Origin of the sequence: Streptomyces sp. NPDC023723 (genome assembly GCF_040639815.1) — a bacterium.
Classification (GTDB): Bacteria; Actinomycetota; Actinomycetes; order Streptomycetales; family Streptomycetaceae; genus Streptomyces.
This window is the reverse complement of record NZ_JBFAAP010000020.1, coordinates 1-18,746: the sequence shown is the minus strand read 5'-3', so window position 1 is coordinate 18,746 and position 18,746 is coordinate 1. Positions and strand designations below refer to the sequence as shown.

General features: G+C 71.8%; 17 protein-coding genes. 8 read left to right on the top strand and 9 right to left on the bottom strand.

Annotated features, from left to right (window positions below; all coding sequences use genetic code 11):
- Positions 1-5 precede the first annotated feature (5 nt).
- Complete coding sequence (locus AB0G32_RS21325; protein ID WP_361165552.1) at positions 6-1,076, top strand: acyltransferase family protein; 1,071 nt, start codon at positions 6-8, stop codon at positions 1,074-1,076.
- A 60-nt stretch (positions 1,077-1,136) separates the two neighbouring features.
- On the opposite strand, the gene AB0G32_RS21320 is transcribed toward AB0G32_RS21325, so the two are convergent.
- The 6 genes from AB0G32_RS21320 to AB0G32_RS21295 are packed head-to-tail and all read right to left on the bottom strand — an operon-like array spanning position 1,137 to position 7,170.
- A complete protein-coding gene (locus tag AB0G32_RS21320) occupies positions 1,137-2,006 on the bottom strand; it encodes a phosphogluconate dehydrogenase C-terminal domain-containing protein (protein WP_361165259.1) in 870 nt (289 codons plus the stop codon).
- Positions 2,006-2,812: a TIM barrel protein gene (locus AB0G32_RS21315; protein WP_361165256.1), complete on the bottom strand. Its 807-nt coding sequence runs from the start codon at positions 2,810-2,812 to the stop codon at positions 2,006-2,008. The genes AB0G32_RS21320 and AB0G32_RS21315 overlap by 1 nt, the downstream gene beginning before the upstream one ends.
- The gene (locus tag AB0G32_RS21310) at positions 2,812-3,585 is read right to left on the bottom strand and encodes a triose-phosphate isomerase family protein (RefSeq protein WP_361165253.1); all 774 of its coding nucleotides are present in this window, start codon (positions 3,583-3,585) and stop codon (positions 2,812-2,814) included. Before AB0G32_RS21310 ends, AB0G32_RS21315 begins: the two co-directional genes overlap by 1 nt.
- Positions 3,585-4,061 (bottom strand): ribose-5-phosphate isomerase, encoded by a 477-nt coding sequence (locus tag AB0G32_RS21305; protein WP_361165250.1) that lies wholly within the window; start codon positions 4,059-4,061, stop codon positions 3,585-3,587. The genes AB0G32_RS21310 and AB0G32_RS21305 overlap by 1 nt, the downstream gene beginning before the upstream one ends.
- An 11-nt stretch (positions 4,062-4,072) precedes the next feature.
- Positions 4,073-5,806 carry a dihydroxyacetone kinase family protein gene (locus tag AB0G32_RS21300; RefSeq protein WP_361165247.1) on the bottom strand — a complete coding sequence of 578 codons (1,734 nt, stop codon included), beginning with the start codon at positions 5,804-5,806 and terminating at the stop codon, positions 4,073-4,075.
- A complete protein-coding gene (locus AB0G32_RS21295; RefSeq protein ID WP_361165244.1) occupies positions 5,803-7,170 on the bottom strand; it encodes an MFS transporter in 1,368 nt (455 codons plus the stop codon). Before AB0G32_RS21295 ends, AB0G32_RS21300 begins: the two co-directional genes overlap by 4 nt.
- Before the next feature lie 233 nt (positions 7,171-7,403).
- Between AB0G32_RS21295 and AB0G32_RS21290 the strand changes: the two genes are divergently transcribed.
- Positions 7,404-8,165, top strand: coding sequence for a FadR/GntR family transcriptional regulator (locus AB0G32_RS21290; RefSeq protein ID WP_361165241.1), 762 nt, complete (start codon positions 7,404-7,406; stop codon positions 8,163-8,165).
- A gap of 95 nt (positions 8,166-8,260) precedes the next feature.
- The gene (locus AB0G32_RS21285; RefSeq protein WP_361165238.1) at positions 8,261-8,950 is read left to right on the top strand and encodes a GAF and ANTAR domain-containing protein; all 690 of its coding nucleotides are present in this window, start codon (positions 8,261-8,263) and stop codon (positions 8,948-8,950) included.
- A 10-nt stretch (positions 8,951-8,960) separates the two neighbouring features.
- On the opposite strand, the gene AB0G32_RS21280 is transcribed toward AB0G32_RS21285, so the two are convergent.
- On the bottom strand, positions 8,961-10,124 hold the full coding sequence (locus AB0G32_RS21280; RefSeq protein WP_361165235.1) for an enolase C-terminal domain-like protein: 1,164 nt from the start codon (positions 10,122-10,124) through the stop codon (positions 8,961-8,963).
- Between the two features lie 144 nt (positions 10,125-10,268).
- Between AB0G32_RS21280 and AB0G32_RS21275 the strand changes: the two genes are divergently transcribed.
- Positions 10,269-11,078, top strand: coding sequence for a ribonuclease BN (locus AB0G32_RS21275; RefSeq protein ID WP_361165549.1), 810 nt, complete (start codon positions 10,269-10,271; stop codon positions 11,076-11,078).
- A 15-nt stretch (positions 11,079-11,093) separates the two neighbouring features.
- Here the strand turns inward: AB0G32_RS21275 and AB0G32_RS21270 are convergent, their stop codons facing one another.
- On the bottom strand, positions 11,094-12,140 hold the full coding sequence (locus AB0G32_RS21270) for an SDR family oxidoreductase (RefSeq protein ID WP_361165232.1): 1,047 nt from the start codon (positions 12,138-12,140) through the stop codon (positions 11,094-11,096).
- A 73-nt stretch (positions 12,141-12,213) separates the two neighbouring features.
- A complete protein-coding gene (locus AB0G32_RS21265; protein ID WP_361165229.1) occupies positions 12,214-13,203 on the bottom strand; it encodes a LacI family DNA-binding transcriptional regulator in 990 nt (329 codons plus the stop codon).
- A 305-nt stretch (positions 13,204-13,508) separates the two neighbouring features.
- On the opposite strand from AB0G32_RS21265, the gene AB0G32_RS21260 reads away from it, so the two are divergent.
- The 4 genes from AB0G32_RS21260 to AB0G32_RS21245 form a co-directional block, all read left to right on the top strand.
- Positions 13,509-14,435: a sugar ABC transporter permease gene (locus tag AB0G32_RS21260; protein ID WP_361165226.1), complete on the top strand. Its 927-nt coding sequence runs from the start codon at positions 13,509-13,511 to the stop codon at positions 14,433-14,435.
- Positions 14,436-14,442: 7 nt separating this feature from the next.
- Positions 14,443-15,399 (top strand): carbohydrate ABC transporter permease, encoded by a 957-nt coding sequence (locus tag AB0G32_RS21255; protein WP_361165223.1) that lies wholly within the window; start codon positions 14,443-14,445, stop codon positions 15,397-15,399.
- A gap of 99 nt (positions 15,400-15,498) precedes the next feature.
- Entirely contained in the window at positions 15,499-16,842 is a 1,344-nt protein-coding gene (locus AB0G32_RS21250) for a sugar ABC transporter substrate-binding protein (RefSeq protein WP_361165220.1), read from the top strand.
- Positions 16,843-16,915: 73 nt separating this feature from the next.
- Positions 16,916-18,746, top strand: a 1,831-nt coding sequence (locus tag AB0G32_RS21245) for a beta-galactosidase (protein WP_361165216.1), incomplete at its 3' end; no start/stop codon positions are given.

The window sequence follows — 18,746 nt, the reverse complement described above, 5'->3', positions numbered from 1 at the left end:
AGGCCATATCCCCCGCGCAGGTCACCGGAACCGCACCGCGCCCCGCCGCGCGCACCGGAGCGAAGCCCGCCGGACAACGGGACGCGTTCTTCGACAACGCCAAGTACCTGGCGATCGTGCTGGTGGCGGTGGGGCACGCCTGGGAGCCGCTGCGCGACGGCAGCCGGGCCGTCACCGCCCTCTACACGGTGGTCTACGCCTTCCACATGCCGGCGTTCATCGTCGTCTCCGGGTACTTCTCCCGGAACTTCGACGCGAGCCCGGGGCGGATCCAGCGGCTGTTCACCGGGGTGGTCGTGCCGTACGTCGTCTTCGAGACGGCGTACAGCCTCTTCACCCGGTGGAGCGACGGCGAACCGGACCGGGCGATCAGTCTGCTGGACCCGCTGTACCTGACCTGGTTCCTGGCGGCGCTGTTCATCTGGCGGCTGACCACACCGCTGTGGCGCGCCGTGCGGTGGCCGCTGCCGCTCGCGCTGGCCGTCGCGATGCTGGCGACGCTCTCGCCGGACATCGGCGACGACCTCGATCTGCAACGGGCGCTTCAGTTCCTGCCGTACTTCGTGCTCGGTCTGTGTCTCAAGCCCGAGCACTTCCGGCTGGTGCGCCGCCGCGCGGCGCGGATCGCGGCCGTACCGGTCCTCGGCTGCGCCGTCGCGCTGTCGTACTGGCTGGTGCCCCGGTTCGACTACGGGTGGTTCTTCCACCGGGCGAGCGCCGAGCAGATGGACGTGGCCGCCTGGTACGGGCCGCTGATGACCCTCGCGATCTTCGGCTGCTCGCTCACCCTGGTCGCCTGCTTCCTGGCCTGGGTGCCGGGCCGCCGGACCTGGTTCACGGCGCTGGGCTCGGGCACGCTGTACGGCTATCTGCTGCACGGCTTCGTCATCCAGGCCGCCAACCACTGGCACTGGAGCCACGCCGCGTGGACGGGTGAGCCGGTCGGCGAGATCGTCGTCAGCCTGGTGGCCGCGGTGGTGGTCACGCTGCTGTGCACCGCGCCGGTGCGGCGGGTCTTCAGGTGTGTGATGGAACCCAGGATGGACTGGGCGTTCCGCAAGCGGCACACCTCTTGAGTCCGGTCGTGAACGCGGTCATCCGCTGCGGCGACCGCGTTCACGACCGGCCACGGCCCGTCAGCGCTTGATCTCCTTGATCTTCAGCATGCGCGTGATCACCTTGTCCAGCTCCGCGTCGTCGAAGACCTTCTTCCAGTCCTCGCGCACGATGGACTCACGGCCGTAGTCCATGGCGATCAGGCAGGCGTCGGAGAACGGGTTGGAGCCCTTGAGGGTGTTGGCCAGGGCCACCTGGGTGTGGCCGAGCAGCATGGCGCGGGCGGCCTTCTCCGGGACGCCGACGGTGTGCACGGTCTCGTGCAGGGCCTCGGTCAGCAGGGCGCCCACCATGCAGGCGATGGTCTCCACCAGGGTGGGCTCCAGGACGGCCAGCTGCTTGACGGTGACCCAGTGCACGTCCACGACCGGCGCGTACATCACGCGGATGACGGAGTCGGCCAGCTTCTGCTTGGCCTCGTCGCCGCCCTCGTACGCGGCGACGACCTCCTGCGGGGCGGCGATGCCGCCGAAGGTGTCCTGCCACTCCTCCTTGGTGGTGCGCTCCAGGAACACCGACGGGTGGCAGGGGTGGGCGCAGGCGTAGTGGATCCCGTCGCGCTCGAAGAGCAGGCCGGCGTAGGCGGCGGCCGGGTCCAGGGTGAGGACGACGGTGCCCGGCCGCATCAGCGGGACCAGTTCCGCGGAGACCTTGCCGAGGACGACGTCCGGCACGGCGAGGATGACGACGTCGGCCTGCGCGGCGGCGTCGGCGGACTCGGTCAGCTCGCGGCCGAGGCCCCGGATCAGCTCCTGTCCGGTCGGCGACGCCTCGCTGAAGAGCACCCGGAAGTCGCTCTCGACCAGGTTGTTGGAGACGCGCTGGCCCATCTTGCCGGCGGCCCCGATGACGGCGACGGTGGTCACATCGGTCTGGATCTCGGTGGCCATTACTTGCTCCTCAGAAGGGTGTTGATGCTGTGCTGCGTCCACTGGTGTTCGAGCCGGGCGGTGGCGTCGAAGCCGTCGTCCTGCCACGGGAGCCAGTGCTCCACGATCTGGTTGACACGGCGCTCCCCGCGCGCCTCGCGGACGGCGGTGATCATGCCGTCGTAGTCGAGCAGGCCCTCGCCGAGCGGGCAGCCGGCGTAGGTGAAACCGACCCAGCCGTCCCGGCGGCTGAAGGCGAAGTCCTTGACGTGGATGTTGACCGTGTACGGCGCGGCGGCGGTCACCACGTCGACGGGGCGCTCCAGGCGGGCGACGCTGTTGCCCGGGTCCAGGACGATGCCGAGGTGTTCGTCGGCCACCTCGCGCACCACGGTCACCAGGTCGTCGGTGGCGACCTGTTCGTAGGTCTCCAGGCCCAGGGTCACGCCGGCGGCGGCGTAGGCGGGCACGGTCTCCTTGAGCAGGGCGACGGCCTCGTCCGGGGCGGGCCGGTGGTCGGCGGTGTTGAGCATGGAGCGGACGAAGGTGACGCCCAGCTCGCCGGCCAGGCGGAGGTACTTCGCCAGGTGTCCGGGGCGCACGCCCCGGGTGCCGAGTTCCAGCTCGATGCCCAGGTCACGGGCGGTGGCGCGGACGTCGGCGAGCTGCGCGGCGTCGAGGGACTCGACGGGTGCGTAGTCGCAGATCTGGAAGACCTTGCCGCCGAGCCGGGCGGTGTCCGCCAGCATCTCGGTGAGGGTCATCGGGTGCGGGGCGCGGGCGGAGATCCGCCAGAAGTAGGCGTAGGTGCTGATGCCGTAGGCCATCACGCCACCTCCGCGGGGGTGCGGATCTCGTCGAGGATCGCCTCGACGTTCGCCGGGTCGTGCGCGAAGCGGCCGAGGAAGAGGCCCTCCGCGCTGCCGGCCAGCCGGCTGAGCAGGCCGGGACCCGCGCTGCCGCCGTAGATGACGGTCGAACCGGTGTGTCCGGGGCGGCCGTTCAGCCACTCGCGCAGGGCGGTGCAGACGGTGCCGATGTGCTCGGCGGAGGCCGGCTCGGGGGCGCCGATGGCCCACTGCGGCTCGTAGGCGAGGACCACGCCGCCGTCGAGGCCGTGCAGCAGGCGCTCGGCCTCGGCGACCGTGCGGGCCGCCGCCTCCCGCGGCGCGACCCGGTCGCGTTCGCCGACGCACAGCACCGGGGTGAGTCCGTTGCGCAGCGCGGCGGCGGTCTTGGCGGCGACCACCGTGTCGCCCTCGCCGTACAGCCGGCGCCGCTCGGCGTGGCCGACCTCGGCGTACCGGCAGCCGATCTCCTTCAGGAACGGGCCGCCGACCTCGCCGGTGTACGGTCCCGAGTCCTCGGTGGCCAGGTCCTGGGCGCCGACCTCGATGCCGTACGGCGTGAGGATGCCGGCCGCCGGGACGATGGCCGGGAAGGCGGGGAGGACGAACAGGCGGGCGGCGCCGGAGGCGACCGCCGGGTGCCGCTGGGCCAGAGCGGCCACCTTGCGCGCCCAGTTGAGGGTCTGGTGGTGGCCGAAGTACATCTTCAGGCTCACCCCCAGCAGGACGGGGGGCTGTGCGGGGCCGGACATCAGGCCGCGGCCTCCGCAGCGTCTTCGTAGTCGCACATCAGCTGGACCTTGGCGGCGGAGGCCGAGGTCTCGTCGAAGCGGTAGGTGAGCCACTCCCTGGCCAGCCGGCGGGCCAGCTCCAGGCCGATGACGCGCTGGCCGAAGGTGAGCACCTGGGCGTTGTTGGACAGGACGGCCCGCTCGACGGAGAAGGAGTCGTGCGCGGTGACGGCGCGGATGCCCTTGACCTTGTTGGCGGCGATCGCGACACCGAGCCCGGTGCCGCACACCAGCAGCGCGCGGTCGGCCTCGCCCCGGGCCACCAGTTCGGCGGCGGCTATGGCGACCTTGGGGTAGGCGGTGTGCCCGTCGGCGTCGACCCCGACGTCGGTGACCGACGCGACCAGGCCGCTGTTCTCCAGGTCCTGCTTGAGGGCTTCCTTGTACTGGTGACCGGCGTCGTCGCAGCCGACGACGATACGGAGCTTGTCAGTCATGACCGTCTTCCTCAGTGGTGGTTGAGCAGTACGCCGTGGACGGCGCGGGTGATGAGGGCGAGCGAGTGGGCGCCGGCGTCCGGGGTGCCGAGGGACTTCTCGGCGTGCGGGCGGGCCCGGCCCTTGCGGGGCAGCAGGCCGGCGGTGGCCGCCGCGGCCTCGGCGGCGGCGGTCGCGGCCCGGTCCCAGGAGGCGGTGAGCCCGCTGCCCGCGCGCACGGCCTCGGTGAGGGTGCCGGCGAACGGGACCAGGACGTCGACCATGGTCTTGTCACCGACCTCGGCGCCGCCGAGCCGCTGTACGGCGGCGGAGGCGGCCGCCACGCCCGCCGCGACCGTGGCCGCGCTCGGGGCCTCCTGGTCGCCGAGGGCGGTGCCGACGGCGCGCAGGATGGTGCCCCACAGGGCGCCGGAGGTGCCGCCCGCCTTGTCGGCCCAGGCGTCGCCGGCGTGGGTGAGGACGGTGCCCGCACCGGCGCCCAGGCCATGGGCGGCGCGGGCGGCCTCGCGGGCGGCGGTGGAGCCGCGCCGCATGCCGATGCCGTGGTCGCCGTCGCCGGCCACGGCGTCGATGCGGCCGAGTTCGTCGACGTGGGTGTCGACGGTGGCGGCCACCGCCGCCAGGGCGGCCAGCACGGTCGCGGCGGCCTGCCGGGAGGCGTCGGAGGCGGCCGGTACGGTCTCGTCCTCGGGGTCGGCGGCCGACGCGGCGGGGGCGGTGGGCGCCTCGGGTTCGCCGAGGGCGCCCTTGCGGTGGGCCGGGGTGTCGGCCGGGGCCCGCCAGAGGTCTTCCAGCAGGTCGTCCAGCCAGGTCAGGGTGAGCGAGACACCGGCCATGTCGAAGCTGGTGACGAGCTCACCGACCTCGGGCTCGACTATCCGCACGCCCGCCTCTTCCAGCAGGGCGGCGACCTCGCGGTAGACGACGAACAGTTCCTCGTACTTGACGGAGCCGAGGCCGTTGAGGATGACGGCGGCGCGCTGTCCGGCGGGTGCGGCGACGTCCTCGGGGAGTTCCTTGAGGAGGGTGGCGACCAGCAGGTGGGCGGCCTCGTCGGCGGTGGGCAGGTCCTGCTCGCCGATGCCGGGCTCGCCGTGGATGCCGAGGCCGACGGCCATCCGGGCCGCGGGGACGGTGAACAGGGGCTGGTCGGCGCCGGGCAGGGTGCAGCCGGAGAAGGCGATGCCGAAGGAGCGGGTGCGGGCGCCGGCGTGCGCGGCGACGTTCAGCACCTCCTGGAGCGGCAGGCCCCGCTCGGCCGCGACCGCCGCCGCCTTGAAGACGGGCAGGTCGCCGGCGATGCCCCGGCGCTGGCCGGCCTCTTCGGGGCTCGCGCTGGCCACGTCGTCGGTGACGGCGTAGGTGCGGGCCTCGATGCCGTCGGCGGCGAGCCGTTCGGCGGCCTGTCCGAAGTGCAGGACGTCACCGGCGTAGTTGCCGTACATCAGGAGCACCCCGGCGCCGCCGCTCGCGGCCCGGGCCACCGAGCGGATCTGGGCGGCGGAGGGCGAGGCGAAGACGTTGCCGACCGCCGCGCCGTGCGCCAGGCCCCGGCCGACCAGGCCGGAGAAGGCCGGGTAGTGGCCCGAGCCGCCGCCGATCACCACGGCGACCTGTCCCTCGGGGGTGCCGCCGGCCCGGACCACGCCGCCGGTGACGGGCCGCACCCAGCGCCGGTGGGCGGCGGCGAAGCCTTCCAGGGCCTCGTCGGCGAAGGCGGCGGGGTCGTTGAACAGGCGGGTCATCGAAGGGCCTCCATGGTCTGGTGCGCGGGGTCGGGGGCCGGTTCGTCGGTGCGGTGGCGGGCGGCGAGCCAGATCATCAGGGCGGCGGACAGCAGCATGAAGAAGCCGACCAGGAAGAGCGGTACGTAGTAGTCGCCGCTCCAGTCCTTGAGCCAACCGGTGATGTAGCTGGAGGCGAATCCGGCGATGTTGCCGGCCGTGTTGATCAGGGCGATGCCGGCCGCGGCGGCGGCTCCGGTCAGGAACCGGGAGGGCACCGACCAGAAGACGGGCAGGGCGGCGAAGATCGAACAGGCGGTCACGGTGATCACGGCGACCGTGGCGGTGGGCGAGCCCATGTAGAGGGCGACCGGGATGGTGACACCGCCGACGATCGCCGGGCCGGCGATGTGCCAGGTGCGGGTGCCGTGCCTGGTGGCGTGCCGGGTCCAGAAGAACAGCACGATGGCGGCGGGCAGGTACGGGATCGCGGTGATCCACGCCTTGTCCATCACGCTGAACGTGGTGTCGTACTGCTCCTGGAAGCCGTTGATGATCGTCGGCAGGAAGAAGGCGAGGGCGTACAGGCCGTAGACGAAGCCGAAGTAGACGACGGCGAGGGTCCAGACCCGGCCGCTGCTGAAGGCCCGCTTCAGGTCGCCCTTGGCGTGTCCGCCGTCGTGGCCGGTCTTCTGGGCGTTCTCGGCGGCGAGTTCCCCGGTCAGCCAGTCGCGCTCGGCGGGCGTCAGCCACTTGGCGTCGGCCGGCTTGTCGATCAGGTAGAACCAGGCGATGACACCGAGCAGGATCGCGGGGATGGACACGAAGAGGAACATCACCCGCCAGCCCTCCAGGCCGAACAGGCCGTGGTGGCCGATCAGCCAGCCCGCCAGCGGGGCGCCGAAGACCGTGGTCAGCGGCTGGGCCAGGTAGAACAGGCCGAGGATCTTGGTGCGGTGGCGGGAGGGCACCCACTGGCTGAGGAAGAGGATCGCGCCGGGGAAGAACCCGGCCTCGGCGACGCCCAGCAGGAACCGCAGCGTGTAGAGGCCGCCGCTGCTGTTCACCCAGGTGAAGAGCAGCGAGACGATGCCCCAGGTCACCATGATCCGGGCCAGCCAGCGGCGGGCGCCGAAGCGGTGCAGGGCCATGTTGCTGGGGACTTCCAGGACGATGTAGCCGAGGAAGAAGATTCCCGAGGCGAATCCGAACTGGGCGGCGGTCAGGGCCAGGTCCTGGCCCATCCCGTTCGGCTCCGCGAACGAGACTGCGGTCCGGTCCAGGTAGTTCACGAAGAACATCAGGGCCACGAACGGAACGAGGCGGACTGAGACCTTCTTGATGGCAGTTCTCTCGACTGCCGGGGCTGGCGCGTCGGCACCCATGGCGACTCCTCGGCTCGCCCGGACAGCTCCGTCCGGGATGGCTCACGCCGGTGGCGCCGGGCAGGCGGCCGACCGGATCGCTCCACACGCTATGCCGCCGATCGAAATTGGTCACCAATTTACCAGTGTGGCGACCGTCATAGATTTCCGAACGGCCCAACTCTTGACAAACCTCACCCATCCGGTCGATGAACCGGCTGGTCAGCCGGGGTGCGGGAGCATCTGGTTCACTGGTGACCGTGACCAGTCAGCCTGATCAGCAGTCCCCGGACGCCGCTCCCGACCTGGCGCGGCTGCTGCGCCCCGTGGTGCGCGAGTCGTCCGTCAGCGAGGTCGCCAAACGGCTCCTCGACCACCTCTCGGCCGGACACATCAGGCCCGGCACCCGGCTGCCCGCCGAGCGGCAGCTGGCCGAGGCGCTCGGGGTGGCGCGCTCCAGCGTGCGCGGCGCGCTGTCCGCGCTGGACGTCCTCGGCATCATCGAGATCCGGCCCGGGTCCGGCTCGTACGTGCGCGAGGGGACCTCCGAGTTCCTGCCCCGGGCGATCAACTGGGGACTGATGCTGGGCCAGCGGCGCACCCAGGACCTGGTCGAGGTGCGCACCTACATGGAAGGGGTCTCCGCCCGGCTGGCCGCCGAGCGGGCCGGCGACGAGGACGTGGCCCGGCTGGAGGCGCACCTCGGACACATGCGGGAGGCCCGCGGCGACGTCACGGCGTTCATCGACGCGGACATCGCCTTCCACCTGGAGTGCGCGCGGATCGCCCGCAACAGTGTGCTGAGCGACATCCTGCACAGCATCCGGGCGCTGCTCCAGGTGTGGATGGAACGGGTCAGCGACATCGAGGGCACGGTCAGTGGCACGCTGTGCGAGCACGACGCGGTGCTGGAGGCGATCCGGGCCCGCGACCCGGAGGCCGCCGACCGGGCCATGGCGGAGCACATGCGGATGGCCAGCGCCCGGCTGCGCGCCTCGGTGGACGGCGAGGTCTGAGCCTGCCTGGCCGGATTGCGGGCAGGCGTGCCGGACCGGGGCCGGGCATGCTGGGTTCCGGCACGACGCACCGATGCGGACGGAAGGCGGGCACTGTGGACTGGCGCGAGTTCGCGGAGCGCATGGCGTTGCTGGCGCGGGACCTGCTGGCGCAGGACACGGTGGACGGCACCCTGGAACGGATCACCCACGCCGCCACCGAGCTGGTCGAGGGCTGCGACGCGGCCGGCATCCTCCTCGTGCAGGGCGGCCGGGCCCGTTCCCTGGCGGAGACCGACCCGATGGTCGTCGAGAGCGACCGGCTCCAGGAGCGGCTCGGCGAGGGCCCGTGCTACGACGTGGCCAGCACCGCGAGCGACGAGCGCGGGTTCCGGATCACCGACTTCAACGAGGACGTGCCGCAGTGGCCCGCCTACGTCCCCGAGGCGCGCAAGCTGGGCATCGGCAGCATGATGGGCATCCTGCTCTACACGGAGGAGGAGGACCTGGGCGCGCTGGACTTCTACTCGCGCCGGCCCGGTGCCTTCACCGCCGCCAGCGAGACGGCCGGCTGGCTGCTGGCCTCGCACGCGGCGGTGGCGTTCGCCACCGCCCGCGGCAACGCCCAGTTGCAGCAGGCCATCGACACCCGGCACACCATCGGCGAGGCCATGGGCATCCTGATGGGCGGTCACCGGCTCACCGAGAAGCAGGCGTTCGACGTGCTGCGCCGCTACTCGCAGGAGCGCAACGTGAAGCTGCGGGACGTCGCCCGGCGGGTCTGCGAGCAGGGCCGGCTGCCCTGACGGCCCGCGCTCACCGCGGCCGGCGGCCGTCGACCCGGTAGGGCTCGGCGTCCGCCCATTTGACGTCGAGGCCCAGTCCGGGCCGGTCCGGGTCGGGCCGCAGGGCACCGCCGTCCGGCTGGGGCACACCGTCGAACAGCAGGTTCTCGACCCGGACGTGGTCGTGGAAGTACTCCAGATGGCGCAGCCGGCGCACCGCGGCGAAGGCGTGCGCGGAGACGGCCGGGGCGCAGTGCGCGGACAGGTCGAGGTGGTGTCCGGCCGCCAGCCCGGCGACCTCCAGCAGCCCGGTGACGCCGCCGCAGCGGGTGACGTCGGCCTGGAGGCAGTCCACCGAGGGGCCGGCGACCAGGGCGGCGAAGTCCTGGAGCACGTAGGCGTACTCCCCCGCGGCGATCTCCAGGCGGGCCGGTCCCCGCTCGCGCAGCAGCCGCAGCCCGTCCGGGTCCGCCGAGCTGACGGGTTCCTCGAACCAGCGCACGTCCCACTCCTCGTGGAAGCGCCGGGCCCAGTACAGGGCCTCCTTGCGGTCCAGTGCCCCGTTGGCGTCGGTGAGGAGCTGGGTGCCGTCGCCGACCGCGCGCCGCACCGCGGTCAGCCGCTCGGGGTCGCGGCCGGGCTCCCGGGACGTCTTCAGCTTGACCCGGCCGATGCCCTGCTCCGCCCAGCCGCTCAGCTGGCCGGTGAGCCGGTCCAGCGGGTAGTTGGTGAAGCCGCCGCTGCCGTAGACGGGCACCCGGTCGTGGTGCGCGGGCAGCAGCCGGACCAGCGGGAGTCCCAGCAGCCGCGCCTTCAGGTCCCACAGCGCGATGTCGACGGCGGAGCGTGCCATCGCCCCGGCGCCGGGCCGGCCCGCGTTGCGGATCCGGGCGCCCGTCCGCCGCCACAGCGCGGCCGGCGCGAAGGCGTCCGCGCCCAGGAGCACCGGGACCAGGAGCGAGCGGGTGAACGCCGCGACCGAGACGTCGCCGTAGGTGTACCCGATGCCGGTGCGGCCGCCCGCGTGCACCCGGACCAGCACCAGGGTGGTGGCGTCCCACTCCAGGGTGCCGTCCTGCTCCCGGCCGCCGGGGCCGTCGGTGGGCACCTCGAAGGCGTGGATGTCGACGCCGTCGATCACACATCCGGCCGCGGTCGGGCCGCCGCCGTTCCGGTTCTCCGTGTCACCGCTCATGGCCCCGGGGTACCGCGTCAGGCGCACCGGCACACCCCGCGGCGCGCGCCGCGCCGGGCTCCGGGCTACGTTGGTGCAGTCGCCCCAGCCCCGACGGCCGCGCCCACGAGCCGTCCCGAGGACCGCCTGGAGGAACGCCTCTTGGTGCACCGGTTCCTGCGCCCGTTCCACCGTCTGTGGGACCGGCTGGCCGCCACCGCCCTGGTCCGGCAGGCGCGGGAGCTGGAACTCATGCACCGGGCCATGGGGTTCGCCACCATCGCGCTGGTCACCCTGGCTCCGCTGCTGATCGTGGTGGCCGCCGCCGATCCGCTGGGGCGCGGCGGGTTCGCGGCGTGGCTGGCCGACGGCATGGGTCTGTCGGGGCGGTCGGCGCGGGTGCTGACCGAGATCATCAGCCCGCCGCGCGAGATCATCGGCACCACCAGCATCTGGGGCGGCCTGCTGCTCGCGGTGTTCGGGGTGTCCTTCGCGGCGAGCGTGCAGAACGGCTACGAACGGATCTGGCGGCTGCCCTCGGGGCCCTGGCACCGGGTGTGGCGGCAGCTGACCTGGGTGGCGGTGCTGACCGCGTACCTCTACCAGGAGGTGCAGACCCGGACCGGGCTGCACGGCACCGCCCGGATCGTGCTGTCCACGGTGACCGGCACGCTGTTCTTCTGGTGGGGCCAGCACTTCCTGCTGGGCAGTTCGGTGCGCTGGCGGGACCTGTTCCCGGGGGCGCTGGCCACCATGGTGGGACTGATCGGCCTGCGCGGCTTCTCCTACCTGGTGTTCACCCCGCTCATCCTGGACAACGCGATCAGCTACGGCACCGTCGGCACCGTGCTGGTGGTGGAGTCCTGGCTGATCGGGGTGGGGTTCGTGGTGTTCGGCGGCGCGCTGGTCGGGCGCTGGTTCCACGAGCACCACTGGACGCCGCGCCGCGCGCGCAAGGCGGCCGGCCCCGAGTGACCGGGCCGGGCGCCGTCACCCCCGGCGCCGCGCCCCGCCGGCCAGCGCCGCCACCGCCGTACCGGCCAGGCCCGCGCCGGCCGCGAGGGCGCCGCGGTGCCGGGAGAGCCACAGTTGGAGGCTGCGCGGGTGGGCCTCGTCGTCGAAGGCGCCGTGGGCGCCGAAGTCGCTGCCCGCGCGGTCGTCCGGGGGTGCGTACAGGTTGACCGGGCGGCGGGCCCGGTCGACCGGTTCGCCGGTCTGCTGGGAGTCGTAGCCGGTGCGGGCCAGGTAGCGGTCGAGCAGCGCCGGCGCGATCCGCTGCCCGATCAGGGTGGCGGCGGTCGAGCCGCCGATCCAGTGCTCCCGCCGCCCGGGGTGGTCCACCGCGTGCAGCACGCCCTCGGCGGCCACCTCGGGCTGGTACACCGGGGCAACCGGACGGGGATGCCGGGGCAGCCTGCTCAGGACCCAGCTGAACTGAGGTGTGTTCAGTCCGGGCAGCTGCACCATGGTCACCCGTACCCCGCTGCGGTCGTGCAGCAGTTCGCAGCGCAGCGAGTCGGTGTACCCCTGGATGGCGTGCTTGGCCCCGCAGTAGACCGACTGGAGGGGCACACTGCGCTGCGCCAGCGCCGAGCCGACCTGCACGATGGTGCCGCGGTCGCGGGGCTTCATCCTGCGCAGCGCGGCCTGGGTGCCGTACACGAAGCCGAAGTAGGTCACCTCGGTGGCCCGCTTCAGTTCCTCGGGCCGTACCTCGTCGGCGGGTGCGAAGACGGTGGTGAAGGCGGCGTTCACCCACACGTCGAGCGGCCCGAGTCCGTCCTCGGCCCGGCCGGCCGCGGCGTCCACGGCCGCCGCGTCGGCGACGTCCACACTGATCGGCAGCGCCCGGCCGCCCGCCGCCCGGACCTCCTCGGCGACCCGGTCCAGGCCGTCGCGGCCGCGGGCCAGCAGGGCGACCGAGGCGCCACGTGCCCCGAAGGCCCGGGCCGTTGCCCGCCCGACCCCCGCGCTGGCCCCGGTCACGACCACCACGGGGGCCTCGCCGCGGGTCGCTCGGTCGGCGGTGTGGGCCATGGGAACCTCCCGGTCACGGACGGAAAACGGTGGCCGTCCGGGTTGCCGTGACCGGTCCCGGTAAACCGGGCGGTCAGCGGGCCGGCGGCGGTGCCGTGCTGGCCCGCCGCACCAGCCGGGTCGGCACCAGGGTGGTCCCCCGCTCGGAGGTGTCCTGGCGCATCTGGCGCAGCGCCGCCTCGACACACAGCCGGCCCACCTCCGCGAAGTCCTGGTGCACGGTGGTCAGCGGCGGCAGGAAGGCGCCGGCCTCGGGGATGTCGTCGAAGCCGATGACACTGACGTCCGCGGGCACCCGCCGCCCGCTCTCGTGCAGGGCGCGCAGCAGCCCCAGGGCCATCTGGTCGTTGGCGACGAAGACGGCGGTGCACTCCGCGCGGGCCGCGAGATCGAGACCGGCCCGGTAGCCGGATTCCGCCGTCCAGTCGCCGCGGACCAGTGGCGGCGGGGTGCGGCCGGCCTCGGTGAGGGTGGTCCGCCAGGCGCCGGCCCGGCGCTCGGCGGCGTAGGAGTCCTCGGGGCCGGCCAGGTGCCACACCGTGCGGTGGCCGAGGTCCAGCAGGTGCCGTACGGCCGCCCGGGTGCCGCCCGCCTGGTCGGTGTCGACGACCGTGTAGTGGTCGCCGGCGTCGGAGTCCACGACCACCACCTGCACGTGCGGCGGCAGGGTGACGGTGGCCGCGTCCAGCAGGTGCACCTCCATGATGACGACGACCGCGTCGACGGCGAGTTCCTCGAGCCGGGAGAACGCGCCGCGCACCTCGTCCTGGGTGGGCACCGCGACCGGCAGCAGGGTCACCGCGTAGCCCTCGTGCGCCGCGGACTGCGCGATGGCCTCCAGGGTGCGGACGTTGCCGGTGGTGGACAGTGTGAAGGTGATCACTCCGATGGTGCGGAACTCACCGCTCTTCAGCGCCCGGGCGGCGCTGTTGGGCCGGTAGCCGAGCTCCCGCATCGCCTCCCGCACCACCCGCCGGGTCTCCTCGGTGACCCCCGCGTACCCGTTGGAGACCCGGGAGACGGTCTGCGAGGAAACCCCCGCGAGCCTTGCCACATCGGCCATCGAGGCGTTCTGCGTCCGCCTGCGCCGCGGAGCCGTTCCGGGTGCTCCGGCGGGTCCCGCCGGTGCGGGCGTGCTCGCCGTGGCTCGCTCAGCCGTGTCCACTCGCCGTCCGCCGCCTTTCCTTGTTCGTGCGGGGCTCGCACGGGCCGTTGCCCGAGAGGCCCTTGACCGTCTTGACCGGAGCACGGTAGACATGCCGCCTACCGGATGTTCACGTAAACCTAACAACCCCAGCCCGTCTCCGCGCTGTGCGATGTTTACGTAAACATTGCGAGTTCAGTATATGAACCCCAGCAAGGAACGAGATGACGACGCTGCACCCCCCAGCGGCCTCCCGACCGCGTCCCGCACCGCCCAAGGCGCGCCGGGACCGCCGGTCCTGGACGGGCTGGGGCTTCCTCGGCCCGTTCGTGGCCGTGTTCGCCCTGGTCTTCCTCGCGCCGATCGCCTACGCGATCTATCTGAGCCTGTTCCGCGAGCAGTTGATCGGCGGCAACACCTTCGTCGGCCTGGACAACTACCAGCAGGCGCTGCAGGACGACCGCTTCTGGGCCGCCCTCGGCCGTGTCTCGCTCTTCCTGGTCGTGCAGGTGCCGGTCATGCTGTGCCTCGCGCTGCTGGTCGCCCTGGCCCTGGACAGCGGCCGGCTGTACGGGCGGGACTTCTTCCGGGTCTCGATCTTCCTGCCGTACGCGGTGCCCGCCGTGGTCGCCACCCTGATGTGGTCGTTCATGTACGGCACCCGCTACGGCCTGGTCGGTGACATCAACGACGCGCTCGGCGTCTCACTGCCCGACCCGCTCTCCGCGGACCTGATGCTGGCCTCCATCGGCAACATCGTCACATGGGAGTTCATCGGCTACAACATGCTGATCTTCTACTCGGCGCTGCGGGTGATCCCGAACTCGCTGTACGAGGCGGCGCAGATCGACGGCGCCGGGCAGTTCCGGGTCATCACCGCCATCAAGCTGCCGGCCATCCGGGGCGCCCTGGTGATCGCCACCATCTTCTCCATCATCGGCAGCTTCCAGCTGTTCAACGAGCCGAGCATCATGCGGCCACTGGCCCGCAACGCCATCACCACCGACTACACGCCGAACTTCTACACGTACTCGCTGTCCTTCAACGGGCAGCAGCAGAACTACTCCGCGGCGGTCGCCATCATCATGGGGCTGATCACCATGGTCATCGCCTACGTCGTCCAGCTGCGCGGCACGCGCAAGGGAGTGTGAACCAGCGATGACCAGTCCCTACGCCACCGCGCCGAACCGCAACCGGGCGCCCGCACCGAGCCGTTCGCACGCCGCGCAGCCGCCGCGGCTGCGCTCGCACCGCCGCCGGCCGGCCTCCACCAAGCCCCGGCGCAGTGTGCTGCTGACCGTCCTCACCGGCCTGGTGCTGCTCTACAGCCTGGTGCCGCTGCTGTGGCTGCTCATCAGCGCCACCAAGACCCAGGAAGGGCTGTCCGGTTCGTTCGGTCTGTGGTTCGACGACGACTTCGCCCTGTGGAGCAACATCGCCGACACATTCACCTACGACGACGGTGTGTTCACCCGCTGGCTGCTGAACACACTGATGTACGTGGTGCTGGGCGCGGGCGGTGCCACCCTGCTGGCGGTGCTCGGCGGCTACGCGCTCGCCAAGTTCCAGTTCCCGGGCAAGAAGGCGGTGTTCGCCGTCGTCATCGGCGCGGTGGCGGTGCCGACCACGGCGCTGGCGGTGCCCACCTTCCTGATGTTCAGCAAGATGGGACTCACCAACACCCCCTGGGCGGTGATCATCCCGTCACTCATTTCGCCGTTCGGTCTGTACCTGATGTGGGTGTTCGCCACCGATGCCATACCGACCGAACTGATGGAAGCCGCCCGAATCGACGGCGCGAGCGAGGCCCGGACGTTCTTCCGAGTTGCACTGCCGCTGCTGGCTCCCGGTATTGTGACGGTCCTGCTGTTCACCATGGTCGCGACATGGAACAACTACTTCCTGCCGCTGATCATGATCAAGGATCCGGACTGGTACCCCCTGACCGTGGGTCTGAACGCCTGGAACGCCCAAGCTCAAACAGCCGGTGGCGAGGTGGTGTTCAACCTGGTCATCACCGGATCCCTGATCACCATCGTGCCCCTGGTCGGCGCTTTCCTGCTGCTCCAGAGGTACTGGCAGTCCGGGCTCGCCGCCGGGAGTGTCAAGGAGTGACAGCAGACTCCCCCCATCTCGTCCTCCCCCCACGCATGTTCCTCGTTCTGCACACCCCCGACAGGGCCGTCTCGGCCACAAGGAAGTGGAAGCTCGACCATGCACAAGCACTCGCGCCGTCTGCTGCGCAGTATCGGACTCGTCTGCGCCCTCGCGCTGGGGGCCACCGCCTGCGGTGACTCCGACGACGGGGGATCGAGCGGGAAGTCGGTCTCCGAGTCCGACATCAACGCGGCTCTGGAGAAGGGCGGCGAGATCACGGTGTGGGCGTGGGAGCCCACCCTGAAGAAGGTGGCCGCCGACTTCGAGGAGGCGCACCCGAAGGTCAAGGTCAACCTGGTCAACGCCGGTACCAACGCCGACCAGTACACCGCCCTGTCGAACGCGATATCGGCGAAGAAGGGCGTCCCGGACGTCGCGCAGATCGAGTACTACGCCATCGGCCAGTACGCGCTGTCCAAGGGCCTGACCGACCTCAGCGAGTTCGGCGCCAACAAGCTCGCCGCGCACTACTCGCCCGGCCCCTGGTCCGCGGTCCAGTCGGGCACCGAAGGCGTGTACGCGCTGCCGATGGACTCCGGTCCGATGGCGCTGTTCTACAACAAGAAGGTCTTCGACAAGTACGACATCGCGGTGCCCAGCACCTGGGACGAGTACGTCGCGGCCGCCAAGAAGCTGCACGCGGCCGACCCCAAGGCGTACATCACCGCCGACGCCGGTGACGCGGGCACCACCACCAGCCTGCTGTGGCAGGCCGGTTCGCGGCCGTACTCGGTCTCCGGCGGCACCAACGTGAAGGTCGACTTCTCCGACCAGGGCGCCACCACCTACAGCGACACCTGGCAGCAGCTCCTCGACGACGACCTGGTCGCTCCGGTCGCCGCCTGGAGCGACGACTGGTTCAAGGGTCTGGCCGACGGCACCATCGCGAGCCTGGCCACCGGCGCCTGGATGCCGGCCAACCTGGAGTCGGGTGCCAAGGACGCCTCCGGTGACTGGCGGGTCGCCCCGCTGCCGCAGTGGAAGGAAGGCGGCAAGTCGAGCGCGGAGAACGGCGGCAGCTCGCTGGCCCTGCCCGAGCTCGGCAAGAACGAGGAACTGGCCTACGCGTTCGTCGAGTACGCCAACTCCGGCGAGGGTGTGCAGAGCCGCCTCAAGGAGGGCGCCTTCCCGGCGACCACCGAGGACCTCCAGTCCTCGACCTTCCAGGAGACCAAGTTCGACTACTTCGGCGGCCAGCAGGCCAACAAGATCTTCGCCGAGTCGGCGGCCGAGGTCGCGGACGACTGGCAGTACCTGCCGTTCCAGGTGTACGCCAACTCGATCTTCAACGACACCGTCGGCAAGGCCTATGTCTCCGACACCAAGCTGAGCGACGCCCTGAAGTCCTGGCAGGACGCCTCGGTGAAGTACGGCAAGGAGCAGGGCTTCACCGTCGAGTGACCCTGCGGTAGCACAACTCCCGGGGCGGCGCGGCGAGTCCGCGCCGCCCCTTTGCACATCTGGAAGGACCGCCATGATCTCCACTCTCCTGTCGCGCCCCGGCGGCCCGGACGACGACGACCGGATGCCCCGTCTCCTCTTCGGTGCCGACTACAACCCCGAGCAGTGGCCCCGCGAGGTGTGGGAGGAGGACGTCCGGCTGATGCGCGCGGCCGGCGTCAACGTCGTCTCCGTGGGGATCTTCTCCTGGGCCCGGCTGCAACCGGGCCCGGACCAGTGGGACTTCGGCTGGCTGGACGAGGTCATGGACCTGCTGCACGCGGGCGGTGTCGGGGTCGACCTGGCCACCGCCACCGCCTCCCCGCCGCCCTGGCTGACCACCGCCCACCCGGAGATCCTGCCGGTCACCGACCGGGGCGAGACGGTGTGGCCTGGCGCCCGGCAGCACTGGCGGCCCACCTCCCCGGTGTTCCGGCGGCACGCGCTGCGCCTGGTGCGCGAGATGGCCACCCGGTACGCCACCCACCCGGCACTGGTCGCCTGGCACGTCTCCAACGAACTGGGCTGCCACAACGTGTACGACTACTCCGACGACGCGGCCCGCGCCTTCCGCGGCTGGCTGCGCGCCCGGTACACCTCCCTGGACGCGCTCAACCACGCCTGGGGCACCGCCTTCTGGTCCCAGCGCTACACCGACTGGGAGCAGCTCCTGCCGCCCCGGCTGGCCGGCTCGCACCCCAATCCGACCCAGCAGCTGGACTTCAAGCGGTTCTCGTCCGACGCGCTGAAGGAACACCTGCGGGCCGAGCGCGACATCCTGCGGGAGCTCACCCCGGACATCCCGGTCACCACCAACTTCATGGTGATGGGCGGCACCAAGGGCATGGACTACACCGACTGGGCGCCCGAGATCGACTTCGTCTCCAACGACCACTATGTGCACCCCGGCCCGCAGGACCGGGCCGAGCTGTCCTTCTCCGCCAACCTCACCAGCGGCATCGCGAGCGGGCGGCCGTGGTTCCTGATGGAGCACTCCACCAGCGCGGTGAACTGGCAGCCGGTGAACGTGGCCAAGCGCCCCGGCGAGCTGGCCCGGGACGCGCTGCTGCACGTGGCGCACGGCGCGGACGCGGTGTGCTTCTTCCAGTGGCGGCAGTCGGCGGCGGGCGCCGAGAAGTACCACTCGGCGATGGTCCCGCACGCCGGCCCCGACAGCGAACTGTTCCGCGCGGTGGTGTCCCTGGGGCAGACCCTCAAGGCGCTCGCGCCGGTCGCGGGCAGCGAGCGGGAGGCGGCCGAGGTCGGCATCCTCTTCGACTGGGAGTCGTGGTGGGCGAGCGAGCAGGACTCGCACCCCACCTCGCTGCTCGACTACCGCCAGGAGGCCCTGGACTGGTACACGGCACTGCTGGCCCTGGGCATCCGCGCCGACCTGGTCACCACCCGCGCCGAACTGAGCCGGCACAAGGTGCTGATCGCGCCGGTGCTGCACCTGGTCCCCGCCGAGCTGGCCAAGGAGCTGACCCGGTTCGCCGAGCAGGGCGGCCACCTGGTCACCACCTACTTCTCCGGTGTCGTGGACGAGAACGACCACGTCTGGCTGGGCGGCTACCCGGGCGCGCTGCGCGATCTGCTGGGCATCCGCATCGAGGAGTTCGGGCCGCTGCTGGACGGGGACGCGGTGGAACTCGACGACGCGGTGACCGGCACCCTGTGGACCGACCGGATCACCGTCACCGACGAGGAGACCGAGGTCCTCTCCCGCTACCGCACCGGCGACCAGGCCGGCCGCCCGGCCGTCACCCGGCGCCCGGCCGGCCGGGGTTCGGCGGCCTATGTCTCCACCCGGCTCGGGGTGCCGGGGCTCACCGCGCTGCTGCCCCGGCTGCTGGCGCCCGCCGGGG